Below are 16,733 nucleotides of genomic sequence, written 5' to 3'. Positions count from 1 at the left end.
GCGCGGCCGGCGGCCCGTCCCGGAACAGCGCGGGCGGTTCGCCGGTTCCAACCGGAGAGGGAGCCGCGAGACAGCGAGGAAAAGGACGACATGCAGCTCGAGGCGATGTACCAGGAGGTCATCCTGGATCATTACCGCAACCCCCGGAACAAGGGGCTGCGGGAGCCGTACGGGGGCGAGGCGCACCACGTCAACCCCACCTGCGGCGACGAGGTGACGTTGCGCGTGCGCCTCGACGGCGAGGGCCAGGACGCCCGGGTCGCCGACGTCTCCTACGACGCCATGGGCTGCTCGATCAGCCAGGCGAGCGCGTCGGTGATGAGCGAGCTGATCATCGGCAGCTCGGTCAAGGAGGCGATGGCGGTCGGCGACGAGTTCCTCGCGCTGATGCAGTCGCGCGGCCAGAGCGAGCCGGACGAGGACGTGCTGGAGGACGCCGTCGCCTTCGCCGGGGTCTCGCGGTACCCCGCCAGGATCAAGTGCGCCCTGCTCGCCTGGATGGCGTGGAAGGACGCGACCGCCCGAGCGCTTGGAGAGGCATCATGAGCGACACCCCCGCGAACACCGCAGAGGCCACCGCCGCCGAGCAGGAGCAGACCGAGGCGCAGACCGGGGCCGGGGCGCAGAGCGAGACCGAGGCGGAGATCCTCGAGGCCCTGCACGATGTGGTGGACCCCGAGCTGGGCATCAACGTGGTCGACCTCGGGCTGGTCTACGGCGTGCACCTGGACGGCGACGTCGTCACCCTGGACATGACGCTGACCAGCGCGGCCTGCCCGCTCACCGACGTGATCGAGGACCAGGCCGCCAGCGCGCTGGACGGCCTGGTCAAGGACGTCAAGATCAACTGGGTCTGGCTGCCGCCGTGGGGCCCGGACAAGATCACCGAGGACGGCCGCGAGCAGCTGCGCGCGCTCGGCTTCAACGTCTGAGCCGTGCACGCCACGCCCCCCGACTGGGATCCGGACCTGGCGGCGCGGCGCGCGTCGTCCTTCGGCGCCAGCGCCCGCGCCTACGCCGCCGAACGCCCCGACTATCCCGCCGACGCCGTCCGCTGGGCGCTGGAACCGGCGGGGCCTGCGCCCCGCGTCCTCGACCTCGGGTCGGGCACCGGCAAGCTGACCGAGATGCTGGCGCGGATGGACGTGCGGGAGCTGACCGCCGTCGAGCCCGACCCGGACATGCGGGCCGAGGCCGAGCGGCGCGTCCCCGGCGTCCGCCCGCTGGCGGGGAGCGCCGAGGACATCCCGCTGCCCGACGGATCGGTGGACGCGGTGCTGGCGGGTCAGGCCATGCACTGGTTCGACCTCGACCGCGCCCTGCCCGAGATCCACCGCGTGCTGGCCCCCGGCGGCGTGGTCGGCGGCCTGTGGAACCTGGACGACGACCGCGTCGGCTGGGTCGCCGGTCTCCAGGAGGCCGCGCGCAGCAGCGTCTCCCTGCGGCACTGGCGTCCCAGGACCATCCCGTCCACCCCGTACTTCCCCGAGGTGGAACGTGCCGAGTTCCCGCATTCCCAGCGCCGCACGGCCGAGTCGCTGGTGGCCACCATCGCCACGCACTCGCACATCCTGGTGCTGGACGAGCGGGAACGGGCCGCCGTCCTGGACCGCGTCCTGACCTACCTGCGCGGCGTCCCCGAGACCGCCGAGGGCGAGTTCGACCTTCCGATCGTCACCCTCACGCTGCGGGCCCGCCGGGCTTGACCGGCTCCGTGACGGGTTCCGTGACGGGTTCTGCGACCGGCTCCGCCGCCTTCTCCGTCTCCTGCGCCTTCTCCGTCTTGCCGGCCTTCGGCTTGGCGGGCCACAGCGTGGCGCTGATCGGCCAGATGGACCAGATCGCCAGGACGTGCAGGAGACGGCCGACCCAGGTCCAGAGCTGCTCGGTCCGCGACGGGGCGCCCACGAAGACGATCATGGAGATCAGCACGCCGCAGGCGATGGCCGTGGCGAGGGCGGCCTTGCCGAACTCCCGCCACTCGTAGCGGGTCCTGGCCCGGCCGTACTTGGGCTTGCCGCGAGGGGGCGGGCCGCCGGCGAAGCGGTGCGCGAAGCGTTCGTCGGCCCACCGGATCATGCTGCGGCCGAACGCGACCGAGTAGCCGAGGTAGGCGGCCGACAGGCCGTGGGTGAAGTCGGCCGTGGCGCCTCCGCGCAGGTCGATCGCGGTGACGGTCAGCAGCGCCACGTCCAGCAGCGGGAGGCACATCAGCAGCGCGGCGCCGAGCCTGCGGCGGCGCAGCAGGTAGCGGGCCGACAGGCCGGCCAGCAGCAGCACCCAGAAGCCGATCTCGCAGGCGGCGATCATCACGAGCAGCATCGCGTCCCCTCCGTCCGGCGGTCTCGGTTCGATGGTCGCGCGCAGGAGGGCGCGGCGCGTCGTCGCGAATGCCGAACGCGGGGTCGTCCGAAGGATGTACGCGCCGCCGTCACGACGGGGGAGGCGGCGCGCCCGCGGCGGTGGTGAGATGGGGCCATGCCGACGATCAAGCGTCCGCCCGTCACCCGGACGGACGGCCTGCTGGCGCTGGCGGCGCTGGCCGGCGGCCTGCTGCTGATCGCGGCCAGGGGGTACGCGGTCTGGTGGGGCGACGCCGACCCCGGGCGCGGCTGGCGGCTGGTGGTGCTGCTGGGGCTGGCCGCGATGGTCCCGTTCCGGCGGACGGCGCCCCGCACCGCGCTGGCGCTCGCGACCCCGTTCGAGCTGGCCGACGTGGTCATGGGGCCCGGGTTCGTGCCCGCGGTCGTCTACGGCGACCTGCTGTACGCGGCCGGGCTGTACGGGCGGCGGCGCACCGCCGAGCGGCTGCTGGCCACGACCACGGCCATGGCGCTGACCGTGACGGTGGCCGTCGGCGTGGCGGTGTCGACGGTCAGCGGCGCGGTGGTCGCCGGGGCGATCGCGGTGATGTCCTGGGTGCTGCCGGTGCTGAGCGCGATGGCGGTGCGCGAGCACCGGCTGACCGCCCGCGCGGAGCGGGCACGCGCCGAGCAGGTCGCGCGGCTGGCCGAGCTGGACCGGCGCAGCGCGGTCAGCGCCGAGCGCGCCCGGATGGCCCGCGAGCTGCACGATGTCATCGCCAACCATCTGAGCGCGGTGGCCCTGCACTCCTCGGCCGTGCTGAAGATGCCCCACCTGGACCGGGACGGCGTCACCCGGGCCATGGAGGTCATCAGGGAGAACAGCGTCCAGGGCCTGGACGAGATGCGCCGCATGATCGGGCTGCTGCGCGAGGGCGAGGCCGAGGATCCGCGGGCGGAGCCGCGGCTGGACGGGCTCGACCGGCTCGTGGCGCAGGCATCCCGCGCGGACCTGACCGCCGAGCTGAAGGTGGAGGGCGAACGGCCGGATCTGCCCGCGGCGGTCGAGCTGGCCGCGTACCGGATCGTGCAGGAGTCGCTGACCAACGCGCTCAAGCACGGCGGGCGGGGCACGGCCCTGGTGCGGGTCGCGTTCTGTCCCGGCCGGGTGGTCGTCGAGGTGACCAGCCCGCTGGGACCGGACGGCGAGCGGCTGCCCGGCGCGGGCGCCGGGCTGATCGGGATGCGCGAGCGCGCCGCCATGGTGGACGGGACGTTCGAGGCCGGGCCGGAGGGCGGCGAGTGGCGGGTCCGCGCGGAGCTGCCGACCGGGCCGCGGGCCGCGGTGGAAGGGAATGACGCGTGATCAGGGTGCTGGTGGCCGACGATCAGGCGGCGGTGCGCGCGGGACTGGTGCTGATCCTGGACGGGGCGCCGGGCGTCAGCGTGGTCGGTGAGGCGGCCGACGGGGAGCGGGCGGTGGAGCTGGCCCGCGCGCTGCGCCCCGACGTGGTGCTGATGGACATCCGGATGCCGCGCCTGGACGGCGTCTCGGCCACCCGGGAGATCGCCGCGTTCGCGGACGTGCTGGTGCTGACGACCTTCGACGTGGACGAGTACGTGTTCGGCGCGTTGCGCGCGGGGGCGGCCGGGTTCCTGCTCAAGGACGTGGACGCCGACCGGCTGGTGGACGCGGTGCGCACGGTCGCGGCGGGGGAGGGGATCATCGCTCCGCGGGTGACCCGTCGGCTGATCGGCGCGTTCGCGGCCGGTCCGGCGCCGGTCCGGGCGCGGCCGCGCGGACTGGACGAGCTGACCCCGCGCGAGCGGGAGGTGTTCGCCTGCCTGGGCGAGGGCCTGTCCAACCAGGAGATCGCGGCGCGCCTGGACATGGCGGAGACGACCACCAAGACGCATGTCAGCCGGATCCTGAACAAGCTGGGGCTGCGCAGCCGCGTCCAGGCGGCCATCCTGGCCCAGGAGACCCTAGGGTGACAGGCCGCGGATCAGGTCGGCGACACGGACGATGCCGAGGCAGCGGCCGACCTCGTCGGTGACGACCAGGTCGTCGTAGACGCGGTCGCCCTCCTGGCCCGCGGCCCGCAGCGCCGCGACGGCCGGGACGGTGCGCGGCACCAGGCGGGGCGGGTCCGCGAGGATCGAGGCGGGCTTGTGCGCGTACAGGGCGTGGCCGTAGGCGCCCGACAACCGCAGCAGGAACCGGGTGCGGTCCACGGTCGCCAGCGGGCGCTGCCGGCCGTCGATGAGCACGACGCTGGTGATGCCGGTCTCGGCGTTGAGGACGTCCAGGACCTCGTCCGCGGTGGCGTCCTGCCGTACCGTCACGGCGGGCAGCGTGAACTCCGACACCCGCGGCCCGAGGGTGTCGCCCGGACGGTCCCGCCGGGGCTCCTCGCGGGCGGCGACCGGCACCGTGACGCGCATGCCCGGCCGCCATTCCGGCGGGGCCAGCGCCGGTCCCTGGACGAGCCGCACGCCCAGCTCCCGCTGGTGCAGCACCTGCTCCTCGGTGGCGAGGCCGGGCGCCAGGACGTGGGTGCCGAGCCGGTGCGCCAGGTCGACCAGCGAGGCGACCAGCGAGGCGCGGCGCGGATCCGACCCGGACCTGCGGGCCAGCTCCGGGTCGAGCTTGACCAGGTACGGGACGGCGTCCACCAGCAGGTCCAGCGGCGCGTGCGCGGCGCCGAGCCCGGCCGGCGCGATGAGGTAGCCCGCCTGCCGCAGCCGCCGCAGCGAGTACTCCACGGCGGGCCGCAGCGCGGGCGCGAAACCGCCGTGGACGCACAGGATGATCTCGTGGGGCCGGCGGCCGGTCTCGGTGAACCCGTTGTGCAGGTCGTGCAGCAGCCCTTCGCCGTGCGTCAGCGTCTCGGCGCGCAGGCCGATCTGCAACGGCAGCGGGGTGCCCAGGCCGGCGATGGCGCGGGCGCAGCCGATGGCGCGCCGGACGTCCTCGGCGGCGGGGTCGCCCTCCAGGGCGGGACGTCCACCGTGCGCCTCCACGGGATCCGGGGGTCCCGTGTGCGTCTCCACCGCGACGACGGTGCCGGTGTCCAGATCGACCACCGGCTGGAAGACCGCCCGCGCGGGAAGGAGGACGTCAACGGCTGACACATCGGTATCATGCCGTCTCAAATCGGACGAAACCGCAGTTGTCAGGAGATGTTCACGCACACTTCCTCTGTGCCCTGACCGGCCGGCCTGCGCGTTCCCGGGCGGGTGGCCCCGGGGTGGCACGGAGGGGGCGTGGCTCAGAACGGGCGGCCGGTCGCCATCGCCGACAGCAGGTACGTGACGCCGCCGAGCGCGGCCAGCCACACGTACGGGGTGATGTCGGCGCCGCGCAGCCCCTGCACCACGACCGCGGCGACCACGGCGCAGGTGAGCACGTCACCGGTCATCGCGGCGGCGCGCAGGTGGGCCCGTGCCCGGTGCCCGCTGCCGAACCCCTCGCTGATCGTCAGCGCCGGCTCGTTGCGCCGGTAGGCCAGCGCGGCGGCGTACCCGGCCAGCACGGCCAGCGCGACCAGCCCGGTGCCGGCGCGGCCCTCGGCGGCCAGCACCGCGGCCACCACCGCTCCGGCGGCGAGAACGAGCGCGGGCACGGCCCAGCGGACGGGGCTCCGGTTGTCGGGGGCGATCCACATGGCCGACATCTTTCCCGATCCGGCCGAGACGCGCGACGGAAGCGTCGTGCCCGCCGCCGCGCCCGGCCACGGTGCCCGCGGCCCTCCGGCCGGTATCTTGTGACGCTGTGACGCGATTCCGATTGAACGGCTCGAAGATGCTGGCCGTCGATCTCGCGGGCGAGACCGTCAGGGCGCTGAACGGGTCCATGGTCGCCTACGAGGGGCAGATGGCGTTCAAACGGCAGGGCATGACCGGAGGCGAGGGGCTGCGCGGGGCGCTCAAGCGCCGCATCGCGGGTGAGGGCATGACCCTCATGGAGGTCTCCGGGCATGGCACCGTCTACCTGGCCAGTGAGGCCACGGAGGTCACGCTCGTCCAGTTGCACGGCGACACGCTGTTCGTGGAGTCGGAGAGCCTGCTGGCTCTGGACGGGCAGTTGCAGACGGGCGTGGAGTTCGTCGGGCTGCGCGGGATGGGCACCGGCCAGGGCCTGGCGACCACCAAGGTCAGCGGTCACGGCATGGTCGCGATCCTGTCGGCGGGCCCGGCGATCGCGCTGGAGGTGACGCCGCAGATGCCGCTGTGCGTCGATCCGCACGCCTACGTCGCGCACCACGGCCAGTTGCAGCAGAGCGTGGTGACCGACGTCAACTGGCGGACCGTGCTGGGGCAGGGGTCGGGCGAGAGCGTCCAGTTCCAGTACCAGGGGCAGGGCCTGGTCTACGTGCAGCCGGCCGAGCGCGGCGGGATTCTGGAGATCTGATGCCCGGATACGAGTCGATCAACTCCAAGATGCTCCAGGTGACGATCGCGCCCGGACAGGAGGTCTACAGCAAGCGCGGCGCGATGCTGGCCTACACCGGACGGGTGTCGTTCGCGCCCACCGCCACCGCCGGGCAGGGCATCGGCGGCACCCTCGGCCGCGCCATGGCGGGCGAGCACAGCGCCATGATGCACGTCACCGGGCAGGGCACCGCGCTGTTCGGGCAGGCCGGGCTGCACGTCAAGGTCGTCGACCTGGTCCCCGGCGAGACGCTGGTCGTGGAGGCCGACCGGCTGCTGGTGTACGACGCCACCCTCCAGCTCGGGACGCTGTTCATGGGCGAGCAGGGCGGGATGCGGGGCGTGATCCGCGGCGCGGTCAGCGGCCAGGGACTGTTCACCAGCACGCTGAACGGGCAGGGCTCGTGCGCGCTGCTGTCGCACGGCGGGGTCATGGAGCTGCCGATCACCCCCCAGAGCCCCGTCCACGTCGATCCCCAGGCGTACGTCGCGCACCGGGGCCAGGTGCAGAACAGGCTCACCACCGCCGTCGGGCTGCGCGACATGATCGGACGCGGTTCCGGCGAGGGCTTCCAGCTCGAACTGTCCGGCTCCGGCGTCGTCTACGTGCAGGCCAGCGAGAGAAAGATCTGAGACCCGTGACCACTCCCACACCGACGCCCACGTACAACGCGATGACGCTGCCGTCCAACGACAACGTCAACCCCTACTGCTTCAGCGTGGACCTCAACGGCCAGTGGTTCACGCAGAAGGGCAAGATGATCGCCTACTACGGGCGGATCAGGTTCGAGGCGCTGTCGGCCGGGCCGCTGGACGCCCTGGTCGCGGCCAACTTCCACTCCCCGCTGTACGCGCACGACTGGATCGTGGCCTCCGGCCAGGGCAGGCTGCTGCTGGCCGACCGCGGCTTCGACGTCAACTCCTATGACCTGGACGACGGCAACCTGACCATCAGGGCGGGGAACCTGCTGGCGTTCGAGCCCGGCCTGGAGCTCAAGCAGTCGATCATCCCGGGCTTCCTCACCCTCATCGGGACGGGACGGTTCGTGGCCGCCTCCAACGGGCCGGTGCACTTCGTGGAGCCGCCGATCCGGGTGGACCCGCAGGCGCTGCTCGGCTGGGCCGACTGTCCCTCGCCCTGCCACCACTACGACCACTCCTACATGCGGGGCGTGCTGGGCGCGGCCCGCATGATGTTCGGTGTCGGCGGCACGTCCGGAGAGGAGCACCAGTTCGACTTCACCGGGCAGGGCACGGTGCTGATGCAGTCCTCGGAGGTCGTGGCCGACGAGGACACGCTGCTGCGCGATCTGGAGGGGCAGGTCGGCCTGCTGGGCGTGGGCGGCCTGCAACGCCTGCACCGGACCATCGGGCAGCGGCTGGCCGCCGAGCGGCAGTGACGGCCCGCACGGCTCCGGCGGCACGCCCGGGTCGGCCGCACGGCGGGGAATCACGCTCCTCCGGCGGCGTTCACATCTCACGTACACTGATCGAATGGTTTCGTTCCCGAGCTGACAGGCTCCACGGCGCGTCGCGGTCGCGGACCGTGACGCGCTTGTTCGTGCCCGCCGCCGTGTTGACGTCCAGGGAAGCCCCTCACCGTGATCATCGCCAAAGACATCGAGCTGCGCGCCGGCTCCCGGCTGCTGATCGAGTCCGCCTCGTTCCGGGTCAATCCGGGCGACCGGGTGGGCTTTGTCGGCCGCAACGGCGCGGGCAAGACGACCCTCACCAAGGTCCTGGCCGGGGAGGCGCTGCCCGCGCGGGGCGAGGTGACGCGCTCGGGCACGGTCGGCTACCTCCCGCAGGACCCGCGCGACGTCGACCTGGAGGAGCTGGCGCGCGACCGCATCCTGTCCGCGCGCGGCCTGGACGAGGTGCTCGCCAAGCTGCGGGAGGCCGAGGAGCGCATGGCCACGGCGTCCGGCGCCGAGCGCGACAAGGCCGTCCGGCGGTACGGGCGGCTGGAGGAGCGGCTGCACGTACTGGGCGGCTACGCCGCCGAGGCCGAGGCCGCCTCGATGGCCTCCAGCCTGGGCCTGCCCGACCGGGTGCTGACCCAGCCGCTGGGCACCCTGTCCGGCGGGCAGCGGCGGCGGGTGGAGCTGGCCCGCATCCTGTTCTCCGGGGCCGACACGCTGCTGCTGGACGAGCCCACCAACCACCTCGACGCCGACTCGATCATGTGGCTGCGCGACTTCCTGAAGTCCCACCAGGGCGGGCTGGTGGTGATCAGCCACGATGTGGACCTGCTGGACGCGGTGGTCAACCGGATCTTCCACCTGGACGCCAACCGCTGCGTGATCGACGTCTACAACGTCGGCTGGAAGACCTATCTCGCGCAGCGCGAGACCGACGAACGGCGGCGCAAGCGCGAGTCGGCCAACGCCCAGCGGCAGGCCGCGGCGCTGCTGTCGCAGGCGGACAAGATGCGGGCCAAGGCGACCAAGGCCAAGGCGGCGCAGCAGATGGACCGGCGCGCCCGGCAGCTGCTGGCCGGGGTCGAGGGCGAACGGCAGAAGGACAAGGTCGCCAAGATCCGGTTCCCCGAGCCCGCGCCGTGCGGCAGGACCCCGCTGACCGCGACGGGCCTGTCGAAGTCCTACGGCTCGCTGGAAATCTTCACCGATGTGGACCTGGCCATCGACCGCGGCAGCCGGGTCGTGGTGCTGGGCCTGAACGGCGCCGGCAAGACCACGCTGCTGCGGCTGCTGGCCGGGGTCGACAAGCCCGACACCGGCACCGTGGTGGCCGGGCACGGGCTGCGGATCGGCTACTACGCCCAGGAGCACGAGACCCTGGACACCGAGCGGTCGGTCCTGGAGAACATGCAGTCCGCGGCGCCCGCACTGGCGCCGGTCGAGGTCCGCAAGATCCTCGGTTCGTTCCTGTTCTCCGGCGACGACGTGGACAAGCCCGCCGGGGTGCTGTCGGGCGGCGAGAAGACCCGGTTGGCGCTGGCCATGCTGGTGGTGTCCAGCGCCAACGTGCTGCTGCTCGACGAGCCGACCAACAACCTCGACCCGGCCAGCCGCGCCGAGATCCTGGCGGCGCTGCGCACCTTCACCGGCGCCATCGTCCTGGTGACGCACGACGAGGGCGCCGTGGAGGCACTCCAGCCGGAAAGAGTGATATTGCTCCCCGATGGTGTGGAAGACATCTGGAGTGACGAGTTTTCCGATCTGGTGGCGCTGGCGTGACCTGCGGTGCGTTCCAAGCAGATCTTTTCTGGTGGAGTGGGTAGCCGAACGCGCGGGAATGACTGATCATGGCGGGGGATAACGCAGCGGTCACCACATCACTACGGGAGGTACTCGTGGCCGAGACCCTGAAGAAGGGCACCCGCGTGACCGGTGCCGAGCGCGACAAGCTGGCGGCGGATCTCAAGAAGAGGTACGACTCCGGCGAGAGCATCCGCGCCCTGGCAGCCGCCACCGGCCGCTCGTACGGTTTCATCCACCGGATTCTCACCGAGTCCGGCGTCAACCTGCGCGGTCGCGGTGGGGCGACGCGCGGTAAGAAGTCCTGAAAGGGCATCGACCCCCGAATGAGCGCACCGCCTGACCCGCCGCCGCCATCGTCCGAATAGGATTCGGTAGTGGCGGCGGGCAGGCCGCGGGGAGACCCGCTCCTCCTCCTCCCCCTCCTCCTCGCCGCGCCGCCGGTGCGCGGGCACCGGCCACGGCCCCCGTGCGGAAGGACAGCGGATGGCGGATGGACGTGTCGACGCGGGTGACGATGTGAAGGGCGCCGCGCCGGGACCGGAACAGGTCACGGCCGAGGCAGGGGGCTCGCGCCCCCGGAACGGAGAGGCCCGGGGAACGGCCGGGGAGGGACCGGTCCCCGGGGCCGAGGCGCTGGGGCCCCGCCTGGAGGAGGCGGGGCTTCGCCTGCTGGTGGACGGCGCGGTCGCGACCATCACGCTGAACCGTCCGGAGCGCCGCAACGCCATGACGTTCACGATGTGGCGCACCCTGGCGGAGATCGGCGCGAGCCTGCCCGACGGCGTGCGCGTGGTGGTGATCCGCGGCGAGGGGCCGTGCTTCTCGGCCGGCATCGACCTGGCCATGTTCTCCGCCCCAGGATCGGTGGGGCCGAGCGGTCCCGACCCCGAGGGGGACGACCGCTTCATCGCGGGCCTCCAGGCGGGCTACACCTGGCTGCGCCGCCCCGAGATCGTGTCCGTCGCGGCGGTGCACGGCCACGCCATCGGGGCAGGGTTCCAGCTCGCCCTGTCCTGCGACCTGCGCGTGATCGCGCCGGACGCCAGGTTCTGCATGAAGGAGTCCGCGCTCGGTCTCGTCCCCGATCTGACCGGCACCAAGCCGCTGGTCGACATCGTGGGACTGCCGCGCGCACTGGAGATCTGCCTGACCGCGCGCACCGTCGAGGCCGAGGAGGCGGCCCGGCTGGGCCTGGCCGAGATCGTCGCGCCCGAGGGCGGCCTGGACGGCGCCGTGCGCGGACTGGTCGACGCGCTGCTGGCGGTGGACCCCGGGGCCGCCGTGGCGACCAAGCGCCTGCTGCGGCAGGCCCCGGGGAACACGCTGGAGGAGCAGGCGGCGGCCGAACGGCGGGAGCAGATCGGCCGCCTGCGCGCTCTCAACCGGTAGCCGGCCCCGTCACCGCCCGAGGGCCTCCGCGCCTCCGGGCGCCACCGGCAGCCAGACCTTGCTGCTTCCCGGCTTGAGGGCGAGTCTCGTCCCGGCCGGGTAGCGCAGCGTGAAGTCGTGGTCGGTGGACAGGACGACCACCCCGAGCCGGTGGCCGGGCTTGACGACGTAGTCGGTGGGTTCGAGGTCCCAGCGGAAGTCGTACATCCGGCCCGGCGCGATCGGCTCGGTGCGGCTCGGGCTGTGCCGGTTGCGGGCGTCCAGCCAGCCACGGGTGATGATCTTGAACGGGGCGGTCTCGGTGCGGTGCGCCTGGCGGGTCGTGCAGCCGTCGTCGCCCTCGACGCCCTGGCCGAAGCAGACGCGTTCACCGGTGTCGACGCGGGCGCCGGTCGGGCGGGTGTCGGTGCCGTAGTCCACCAGCAGCGCGGTCAGGTACGGTGAGCGGCCGTCCAGGGACGCCCGGACGGTGGCCTTGGGGATGCCGTTGATCCGGACCGGCTTCTTCAGCGCCGGGGTCAGGAAAGCCAGGCGGTTGGGATCGGCCTGGGTCTCGTTGACCAGCAACTGCTCGGCGGTGCGGGTGCGGCCCGCGTCCACCAGGGACTGGGCGGCCCCTGGACGCGGCCACGGCGACAGGTCACCGGGCTGCGCGGCGCCCCGGCCCGCGTTCAGGCTCAGCGGGACGTGCCGGGTGCCGGGGACGGGCCAGTCGCGGGCGGTCTCCCACTGGCCGGGGGCGCGCTCGATGTCGACCCGCGGCTCCCTGGTGATGCCGTTGTCGATGTCGTACAGCCAGCGGTCGAACCAGTGGTGCGTCTGCCGCAGCCATTCCTCCAGCCGCCAGCGGAACGGCGTGGCGTGGTTGGCCTGGTGCAGCCACAGCTTGCGCGGCACGCCCGCCCGCTTGAGCGCGTTCCACCACTGGACGGAGTTCTTGACCTTGACGTTCCAGTCGTTCAGGCCGTGCACGACCATCACCGCGGCGCGCACCTTGCGGGCGTCGTCCACGTAGTCGCGGTCGGCCCAGACCCGGCTGTAGTCGCCGGTGACCCGGTCCTGGGTGGCGGTCAGGTCGTCGATGACCTTCTGGCAGACCTCGGGGTTCTGCCGGGTGAGGACGACCCGGACCAGGATGTCCAGGTCCTCGCCCTGGAAGCCGCCGGGCGCGACGACGCCGCCGTTGGCGCGGTAGTAGTCGTACCAGCTGGAGATCGCGGCGATCGGCACGATCGCCTTCAGCCCCTCGACGCCGGTGGCCGCGGCCATGTTGGGCAGCGTCCCGTTGTAGGACTGGCCGATCATGCCGACGTTGCCGGTGGACCAGGTCGCCTTCACCGGCGTCCCGTCCGGCGCCCACCCGCGGGCGCGGCCGTTCAGCCAGTCCACCGCCGCCTTGGTGCCGAGCTGCTCGGCGCGGTCGCCGGAGGTGGGGCAGCCGGTCGAGCCGCCCGTGCCGACGCTGTCCAGGTTCGCCACCGCGTAGCCGCGCGGCAGGAAGTAGTTGTCGTAGTAGCCGGGGAAGATCTCCGCCAGGTTCCGGTTCACGACGGCGCCGGACTTGGTCTGCGCGCCGTCGATGTCCACCGGGTACAGCGGGATGTCGTGCGTCCCGGCCCAGTACGGGCTGGGCTCCAGGATGGTGGGCACCTTGAGGCCCCGCTCGGTCTCCTTGGGACGCATGATCCGCATCTGCACGCGGTCGCGGACGCCGTCGGAGTCGCTGTCCACGGTGGTCTCGATGCTGACGGTCTGGGTGATCGCCTCGGCCCGGGAGAAGACGGGCTGGGTCTCGCCGTTCTCGACCTTGATCCTGGGTTGGGACGGCGGTGCCGCCGCCGAGGGGGGCGCGGTGGTGGCGAGCAGCGCGGCGACGAGGGTGATCACGCCGGCGCCGCCTCGCAGGAGGCGTCGTGTCACAAGGGCTCCTGGGGGTGATGAGCCGGAAGATGTTGATCACTTTTACCGCCGCCGGGGCAAGGCGTCCAGGGGATCCGCCCCCTCAAGGCGCCCGCGCACGCGAACGCCCCGGACCGCGGCATTTCGCCCTGAGCGGAGCGGGGAAGCGACGGGGCCGAGGAGGCGTTCACCATGGCGCACTGAGATGCTTACTTGATTACGCGACAAGCCGGGGGCGGAGAGTCGGAGGCAGAACGTGGGGATGCCGGGGATGCCGGCCAACGGCTGGCAGGTGATGGCCTCGTTCCGGCGGGACGGTTCGGTCACCCAGCAGCGGCTGAAGCCGGGCACGGTCAAGCGGATCGCGGGCTACGCCCGCCCCTATGTGCGCGAGCTGGTGATCTTCCTGGCGCTGAACTCGCTGGCGGCGCTGATCGTGGTGGCCAACCCGCTGCTGCTCAAGGCGATCATCGACCGTGGCATCGTCCCCGGCCGCCATGACCTGGTGGTCTACCTCGCCCTCGGCGTGGCGGGGCTGGCGCTGGTGGAGGCGGTGCTCGGCCTGGCCCAGCGCTGGTACTCGGCGCGCGTGGGCGAGGGCCTGATCTACGACCTGCGGACGCAGGTGTTCGGGCACGTGCAGCGCCAGCCGGTGGCGTTCTTCATGCGGGCGCAGACCGGCTCGCTGGTCAGCAGGCTCAACAACGACGTGATCGGGGCGCAGCGCGCCCTCACCACCACGCTCTCCTCGGTGGTCTCCAACGTGATCAGCCTGGTGCTGGTGCTGGTCACGATGGTGATCCTCTCCTGGCAGGTGACGCTGATCGCGTTGCTGCTGCTGCCGGTGTTCGTGCTGCCCGCCAAGTGGGTGGGCAGGCGGCTGTCGCGGATCAGCCGCGAGCAGATGCAGCTCGACGCCGAGATGAGCTCGCTGATGACCGAGCGGTTCAACGTGGCCGGGGCGATGCTGGCCAAGCTGTACGGGCGGCCCGCCGAGGAGGAGGAGAACTTCTCCGACCGCGCCGCCCGGGTCCGCGACATCGGCATCGTGTCGGCGATGTACGGCCGGGTCTTCTTCACCGCGCTCACGCTGGTCGCCGCGCTGGCCACCGCCATGGTGTACGGGGTCGGCGGGTTCCTGGTGGTCGACGGCGCCTTCGAGCTGGGCACGCTGGTCGCGCTGGCGACCCTGCTGACCCGCATGTACGGCCCGCTGACCGCGCTGTCCAACGTCCATGTGGACGTGATGACCGCGCTGGTGAGCTTCGACCGGGTCTTCGAGGTGCTGGACCTCAAGCCGCTGATCGCCGACAAGGACGGCGCCGAGGCGTCGCGTTCCGCCGGGGCCGCGGCGCCCTCGATCGAGTTCGACGACGTGGTGTTCGCCTACCCCTCCGCCGAGGAGGTGTCGCTGGCCTCGCTGGAGTCGATCGCGCGTCCCGACACCGCGCCGGGCCGCCAGGTCCTGCACGGGGTGTCGTTCACGGTGGAGCCGGGGCAGATGGTCGCGCTGGTGGGGCCGTCCGGCGCCGGCAAGTCCACCATCACCCACCTGGTCTCCCGGCTGTACGACGTGACGGGCGGCGCGGTCCGCATCGGCGGGCAGGACGTCAGGGACGTCACGCTGGAGTCGCTGCGCGCCCAGGTCGGCGTGGTCAGCCAGGACGCCCATCTGTTCCACGACTCGATCCGCGTCAACATGCGCTACGCCCGCCCGGACGCCACCGACGAGGAGATCATGGAGGCGCTGGAGGCCGCGCAGATCGGCGGGCTGGTGGCCGAGATGCCCGAGGGCCTGGACACGATCGTCGGGGACCGCGGCTACCGGCTGTCGGGCGGGGAGAAGCAGCGCCTGGCCATCGCGCGGCTGCTGCTGAAGTCGCCCTCGGTGGTGGTGCTGGACGAGGCCACCGCGCACCTGGACTCCGAGTCCGAGGCCGCCGTCCAGCGGGCGCTGCGGGCCGCGCTGGCCGGACGCACCTCGCTGGTGATCGCGCACCGGCTGTCCACCATCCGGGAGGCCGACCAGATCCTGGTGATCGACGGGGGCCGGGTGGCCGAGCGGGGCCGCCACGAGGACCTGCTGTTGCGGGGCGGCCTGTACGCCGAGCTCTACCGGACCCAGTTCGCCCGGCAGGCCGAGAGGCTGACCCTCTCCAAGACCTCCCAGGGTGACTGAGGACACGCGAGGAGTAATCCCCGATCTCCGGGGAAGCATCCGTTGATCCGCGCTCGGGTGGACGGTCTCCTGGTCTTCCTCTGGGCGCGCCGGTCCGGCAACCCGGCGGCCACCCGAGCGCGTCACGCTCCCCGTGAACCCGTGAGCCCCGCGGTCACGGGGCTCGCGCGTCGTCGAAGGAGGACAGGATGCGCCCGACGATCGGCCGTCCCGTGCCGAACCCGGCGCGGATGATCCAGCGGCTCGGCAGGAACGCCCCGGCCCGGTACACCGTCATGCTGGTGGGCCTGGGCGCCACCGGCGTCGCCATCGGATGGCTCGGCCCCCGGCTGTCGCCCGCCGCGGTCACCCGGAGGCGCTGAGCGGATAGCCCAGGCGGCCCAGCTCGGCGCCGGCGACCCGTTCCACCTGGGCGAGCTGCCGCGTGGTCAGCCGTTTGCGCCAGCCGCCCACCCTGGCCGCCCCGATCTCCCTCTTGCCGTTGGTCAGGGCGAGCTTGGAGATCTGCGTCCCCAGATACTCCGACACGCCGTCCGCGGTCGCGCCCGGCGACCGGACCAGATCCTCGTACCGGACGGTGAGGAGCTGGTCCTCGGGCGTCTGGGCGCGCAGCCGGGCGCTGAGCCGTACCGAGCCGCGCCAGCGCAGGGCGCACTTGACCGCGGCCGCCGCTTTCGGCCAGCGGGTGCGCTCCACGTCCTCCTCCACGCCCAGGAACGGGTTGGGGAACACCTCGTCCAGGTTGGCCAGGCCCGGCTTGAACCAGGCCAGGCAGCGTTCGTCGGCGAGCATGTCGGCGACCACGTCCCGGCCGTCCCTGATCACCTGGAGCAACTGCGCGTCGGGAAAGGCGTCCAGCAGCACGTCGGCGCTGTAGAGCAGGTCGGGGGAGGCGTCGCCGAAGCGGTCCACGCCGCGCGGCTCCACGCAACGGGGCGGCTCGGTCCCCTCGTGTCCGGCCGCCTCGGGCCCGCCGCCCCGCGGCGGCCGGCGCAGCCCGGCGGCCCGCCAGCAGTCGTCCGGGCACTCCGCGCAGCCGTGCCCGGAGATCCGCCACGCGTCGGCGTAGGCGTCCCGCAGCACCCGGGCGGCACCGCGTCCCCGCTCGGCGGCCAGCGACGGCCGCCGGGCGAAGGCGTAGGTGACCCGGAGGACGCCCGGGCGGCCCATGGTCAGATGGAACCCCGCCGAGCGCTTCACCGCCCGCGCGAGCAGCTCGGCACCGGAGTGCGGTGATCCCAGGATGAACACGGGGCGCCGGACCTTGGTCCCGTTGACCACGAGGATGTGCGGCGTCGCCTTCAT

At 72.7% G+C, this 16,733-nt stretch carries 18 protein-coding genes; 13 read left to right on the top strand and 5 right to left on the bottom strand.

Translation table 11 applies throughout. The features are described 5' to 3' along the window. The first annotated feature begins 90 nt into the window (after window positions 1-90). Genes sufU through QSK21_RS20655 form a run of 3 tightly spaced genes read left to right on the top strand, consistent with a single transcriptional unit; the run spans window position 91 to window position 1,706 of the window. The gene (gene sufU, locus QSK21_RS20665) at window positions 91-546 is read left to right on the top strand and encodes a Fe-S cluster assembly sulfur transfer protein SufU (RefSeq protein ID WP_285698102.1); all 456 of its coding nucleotides are present in this window, start codon (window positions 91-93) and stop codon (window positions 544-546) included. Next, window positions 543-932 carry a metal-sulfur cluster assembly factor gene (locus QSK21_RS20660; protein ID WP_285698099.1) on the top strand — a complete coding sequence of 130 codons (390 nt, stop codon included), beginning with the start codon at window positions 543-545 and terminating at the stop codon, window positions 930-932. Before sufU ends, QSK21_RS20660 begins: the two co-directional genes overlap by 4 nt. 3 nt (window positions 933-935) lie before the next feature. Continuing rightward, window positions 936-1,706: a class I SAM-dependent methyltransferase gene (locus QSK21_RS20655; RefSeq protein ID WP_285698097.1), complete on the top strand. Its 771-nt coding sequence runs from the start codon at window positions 936-938 to the stop codon at window positions 1,704-1,706. On the opposite strand, the gene QSK21_RS20650 is transcribed toward QSK21_RS20655, so the two are convergent. Next, on the bottom strand, window positions 1,681-2,322 hold the full coding sequence (locus tag QSK21_RS20650; protein ID WP_285698095.1) for a hypothetical protein: 642 nt from the start codon (window positions 2,320-2,322) through the stop codon (window positions 1,681-1,683). The genes QSK21_RS20655 and QSK21_RS20650 overlap by 26 nt on opposite strands. 156 nt (window positions 2,323-2,478) lie before the next feature. Between QSK21_RS20650 and QSK21_RS20645 the strand changes: the two genes are divergently transcribed. Both QSK21_RS20645 and QSK21_RS20640 read left to right on the top strand, forming a co-directional pair. Continuing rightward, a complete protein-coding gene (locus QSK21_RS20645; protein ID WP_285698092.1) occupies window positions 2,479-3,669 on the top strand; it encodes a sensor histidine kinase in 1,191 nt (396 codons plus the stop codon). Beyond that, window positions 3,666-4,298, top strand: a complete 633-nt coding sequence (locus QSK21_RS20640) for a response regulator (protein ID WP_285698091.1) — start codon at window positions 3,666-3,668, stop codon at window positions 4,296-4,298. The genes QSK21_RS20645 and QSK21_RS20640 overlap by 4 nt, the downstream gene beginning before the upstream one ends. Here QSK21_RS20640 and QSK21_RS20635 read toward each other — a convergent pair. Continuing rightward, window positions 4,290-5,438, bottom strand: coding sequence for an EAL domain-containing protein (locus QSK21_RS20635; RefSeq protein WP_285698090.1), 1,149 nt, complete (start codon window positions 5,436-5,438; stop codon window positions 4,290-4,292). The two genes, QSK21_RS20640 and QSK21_RS20635, sit on opposite strands and share 9 nt — an antisense overlap. A gap of 137 nt (window positions 5,439-5,575) precedes the next feature. Further along, window positions 5,576-5,971 carry an ABC transporter permease gene (locus QSK21_RS20630; protein ID WP_285698089.1) on the bottom strand — a complete coding sequence of 132 codons (396 nt, stop codon included), beginning with the start codon at window positions 5,969-5,971 and terminating at the stop codon, window positions 5,576-5,578. 107 nt (window positions 5,972-6,078) lie between these two features. Here QSK21_RS20630 and QSK21_RS20625 point away from each other — a divergent pair, with 107 nt between their 5' ends. The 6 genes from QSK21_RS20625 to QSK21_RS20600 all read left to right on the top strand — a co-directional run bounded on the left by QSK21_RS20625 (window position 6,079) and on the right by QSK21_RS20600 (window position 11,350). Continuing rightward, complete coding sequence (locus QSK21_RS20625) at window positions 6,079-6,717, top strand: AIM24 family protein (protein WP_285698088.1); 639 nt, start codon at window positions 6,079-6,081, stop codon at window positions 6,715-6,717. Next, window positions 6,717-7,370: an AIM24 family protein gene (locus QSK21_RS20620; RefSeq protein ID WP_285698086.1), complete on the top strand. Its 654-nt coding sequence runs from the start codon at window positions 6,717-6,719 to the stop codon at window positions 7,368-7,370. The genes QSK21_RS20625 and QSK21_RS20620 overlap by 1 nt, the downstream gene beginning before the upstream one ends. A 5-nt stretch (window positions 7,371-7,375) precedes the next feature. Continuing rightward, window positions 7,376-8,137, top strand: coding sequence for an AIM24 family protein (locus QSK21_RS20615; protein WP_285698085.1), 762 nt, complete (start codon window positions 7,376-7,378; stop codon window positions 8,135-8,137). 201 nt (window positions 8,138-8,338) lie between these two features. Continuing rightward, window positions 8,339-9,937 carry an ABC-F family ATP-binding cassette domain-containing protein gene (locus tag QSK21_RS20610; RefSeq protein WP_285698083.1) on the top strand — a complete coding sequence of 533 codons (1,599 nt, stop codon included), beginning with the start codon at window positions 8,339-8,341 and terminating at the stop codon, window positions 9,935-9,937. A 116-nt stretch (window positions 9,938-10,053) separates the two neighbouring features. Further along, complete coding sequence (locus QSK21_RS20605; protein WP_021596738.1) at window positions 10,054-10,266, top strand: helix-turn-helix domain-containing protein; 213 nt, start codon at window positions 10,054-10,056, stop codon at window positions 10,264-10,266. A gap of 178 nt (window positions 10,267-10,444) precedes the next feature. Further along, a complete protein-coding gene (locus QSK21_RS20600; protein ID WP_285698061.1) occupies window positions 10,445-11,350 on the top strand; it encodes an enoyl-CoA hydratase/isomerase family protein in 906 nt (301 codons plus the stop codon). A 9-nt stretch (window positions 11,351-11,359) separates the two neighbouring features. On the opposite strand, the gene QSK21_RS20595 is transcribed toward QSK21_RS20600, so the two are convergent. Further along, complete coding sequence (locus tag QSK21_RS20595) at window positions 11,360-13,270, bottom strand: Xaa-Pro dipeptidyl-peptidase (protein ID WP_285698058.1); 1,911 nt, start codon at window positions 13,268-13,270, stop codon at window positions 11,360-11,362. 250 nt (window positions 13,271-13,520) lie between these two features. On the opposite strand from QSK21_RS20595, the gene QSK21_RS20590 reads away from it, so the two are divergent. Together QSK21_RS20590 and QSK21_RS20585 are read left to right on the top strand one after the other, a co-directional pair. Then, window positions 13,521-15,428: an ABC transporter ATP-binding protein gene (locus QSK21_RS20590; protein WP_285698231.1), complete on the top strand. Its 1,908-nt coding sequence runs from the start codon at window positions 13,521-13,523 to the stop codon at window positions 15,426-15,428. A 188-nt stretch (window positions 15,429-15,616) separates the two neighbouring features. Next, window positions 15,617-15,790, top strand: coding sequence for a hypothetical protein (locus QSK21_RS20585; RefSeq protein WP_285698055.1), 174 nt, complete (start codon window positions 15,617-15,619; stop codon window positions 15,788-15,790). Here QSK21_RS20585 and QSK21_RS20580 read toward each other — a convergent pair. Beyond that, complete coding sequence (locus QSK21_RS20580) at window positions 15,774-16,733, bottom strand: sulfotransferase family protein (RefSeq protein WP_285698053.1); 960 nt, start codon at window positions 16,731-16,733, stop codon at window positions 15,774-15,776. The genes QSK21_RS20585 and QSK21_RS20580 overlap by 17 nt on opposite strands.

The organism is Actinomadura sp. NBRC 104412, from assembly GCF_030269515.1.
Classification (GTDB): domain Bacteria; phylum Actinomycetota; class Actinomycetes; order Streptosporangiales; family Streptosporangiaceae; genus Spirillospora.
The sequence above is the reverse complement of the archived record's forward strand: the minus strand, read 5'-3'. Positions and strand labels throughout refer to the sequence as shown.

Bases quoted from the DNA above. Each gene is read 5' to 3' on its own strand.
- sufU (WP_285698102.1), top strand. From the start codon at position 91: ATGCAGCTCGAGGCGATGTACCAGGAGGTCATCCTGGATCATTACCGC.
- QSK21_RS20660 (WP_285698099.1), top strand. From the start codon at position 543: ATGAGCGACACCCCCGCGAACACCGCAGAGGCCACCGCCGCCGAGCAG.
- QSK21_RS20650 (WP_285698095.1), bottom strand. From the start codon at position 2,322: ATGCTGCTCGTGATGATCGCCGCCTGCGAGATCGGCTTCTGGGTGCTG.
- QSK21_RS20645 (WP_285698092.1), top strand. From the start codon at position 2,479: ATGCCGACGATCAAGCGTCCGCCCGTCACCCGGACGGACGGCCTGCTG.
- QSK21_RS20630 (WP_285698089.1), bottom strand. From the start codon at position 5,971: ATGTGGATCGCCCCCGACAACCGGAGCCCCGTCCGCTGGGCCGTGCCC.
- QSK21_RS20620 (WP_285698086.1), top strand. From the start codon at position 6,717: ATGCCCGGATACGAGTCGATCAACTCCAAGATGCTCCAGGTGACGATC.
- QSK21_RS20600 (WP_285698061.1), top strand. From the start codon at position 10,445: ATGGCGGATGGACGTGTCGACGCGGGTGACGATGTGAAGGGCGCCGCG.
- QSK21_RS20590 (WP_285698231.1), top strand. From the start codon at position 13,521: ATGCCGGCCAACGGCTGGCAGGTGATGGCCTCGTTCCGGCGGGACGGT.
- QSK21_RS20585 (WP_285698055.1), top strand. From the start codon at position 15,617: ATGCGCCCGACGATCGGCCGTCCCGTGCCGAACCCGGCGCGGATGATC.
- QSK21_RS20580 (WP_285698053.1), bottom strand. From the start codon at position 16,733: ATGAAGGCGACGCCGCACATCCTCGTGGTCAACGGGACCAAGGTCCGG.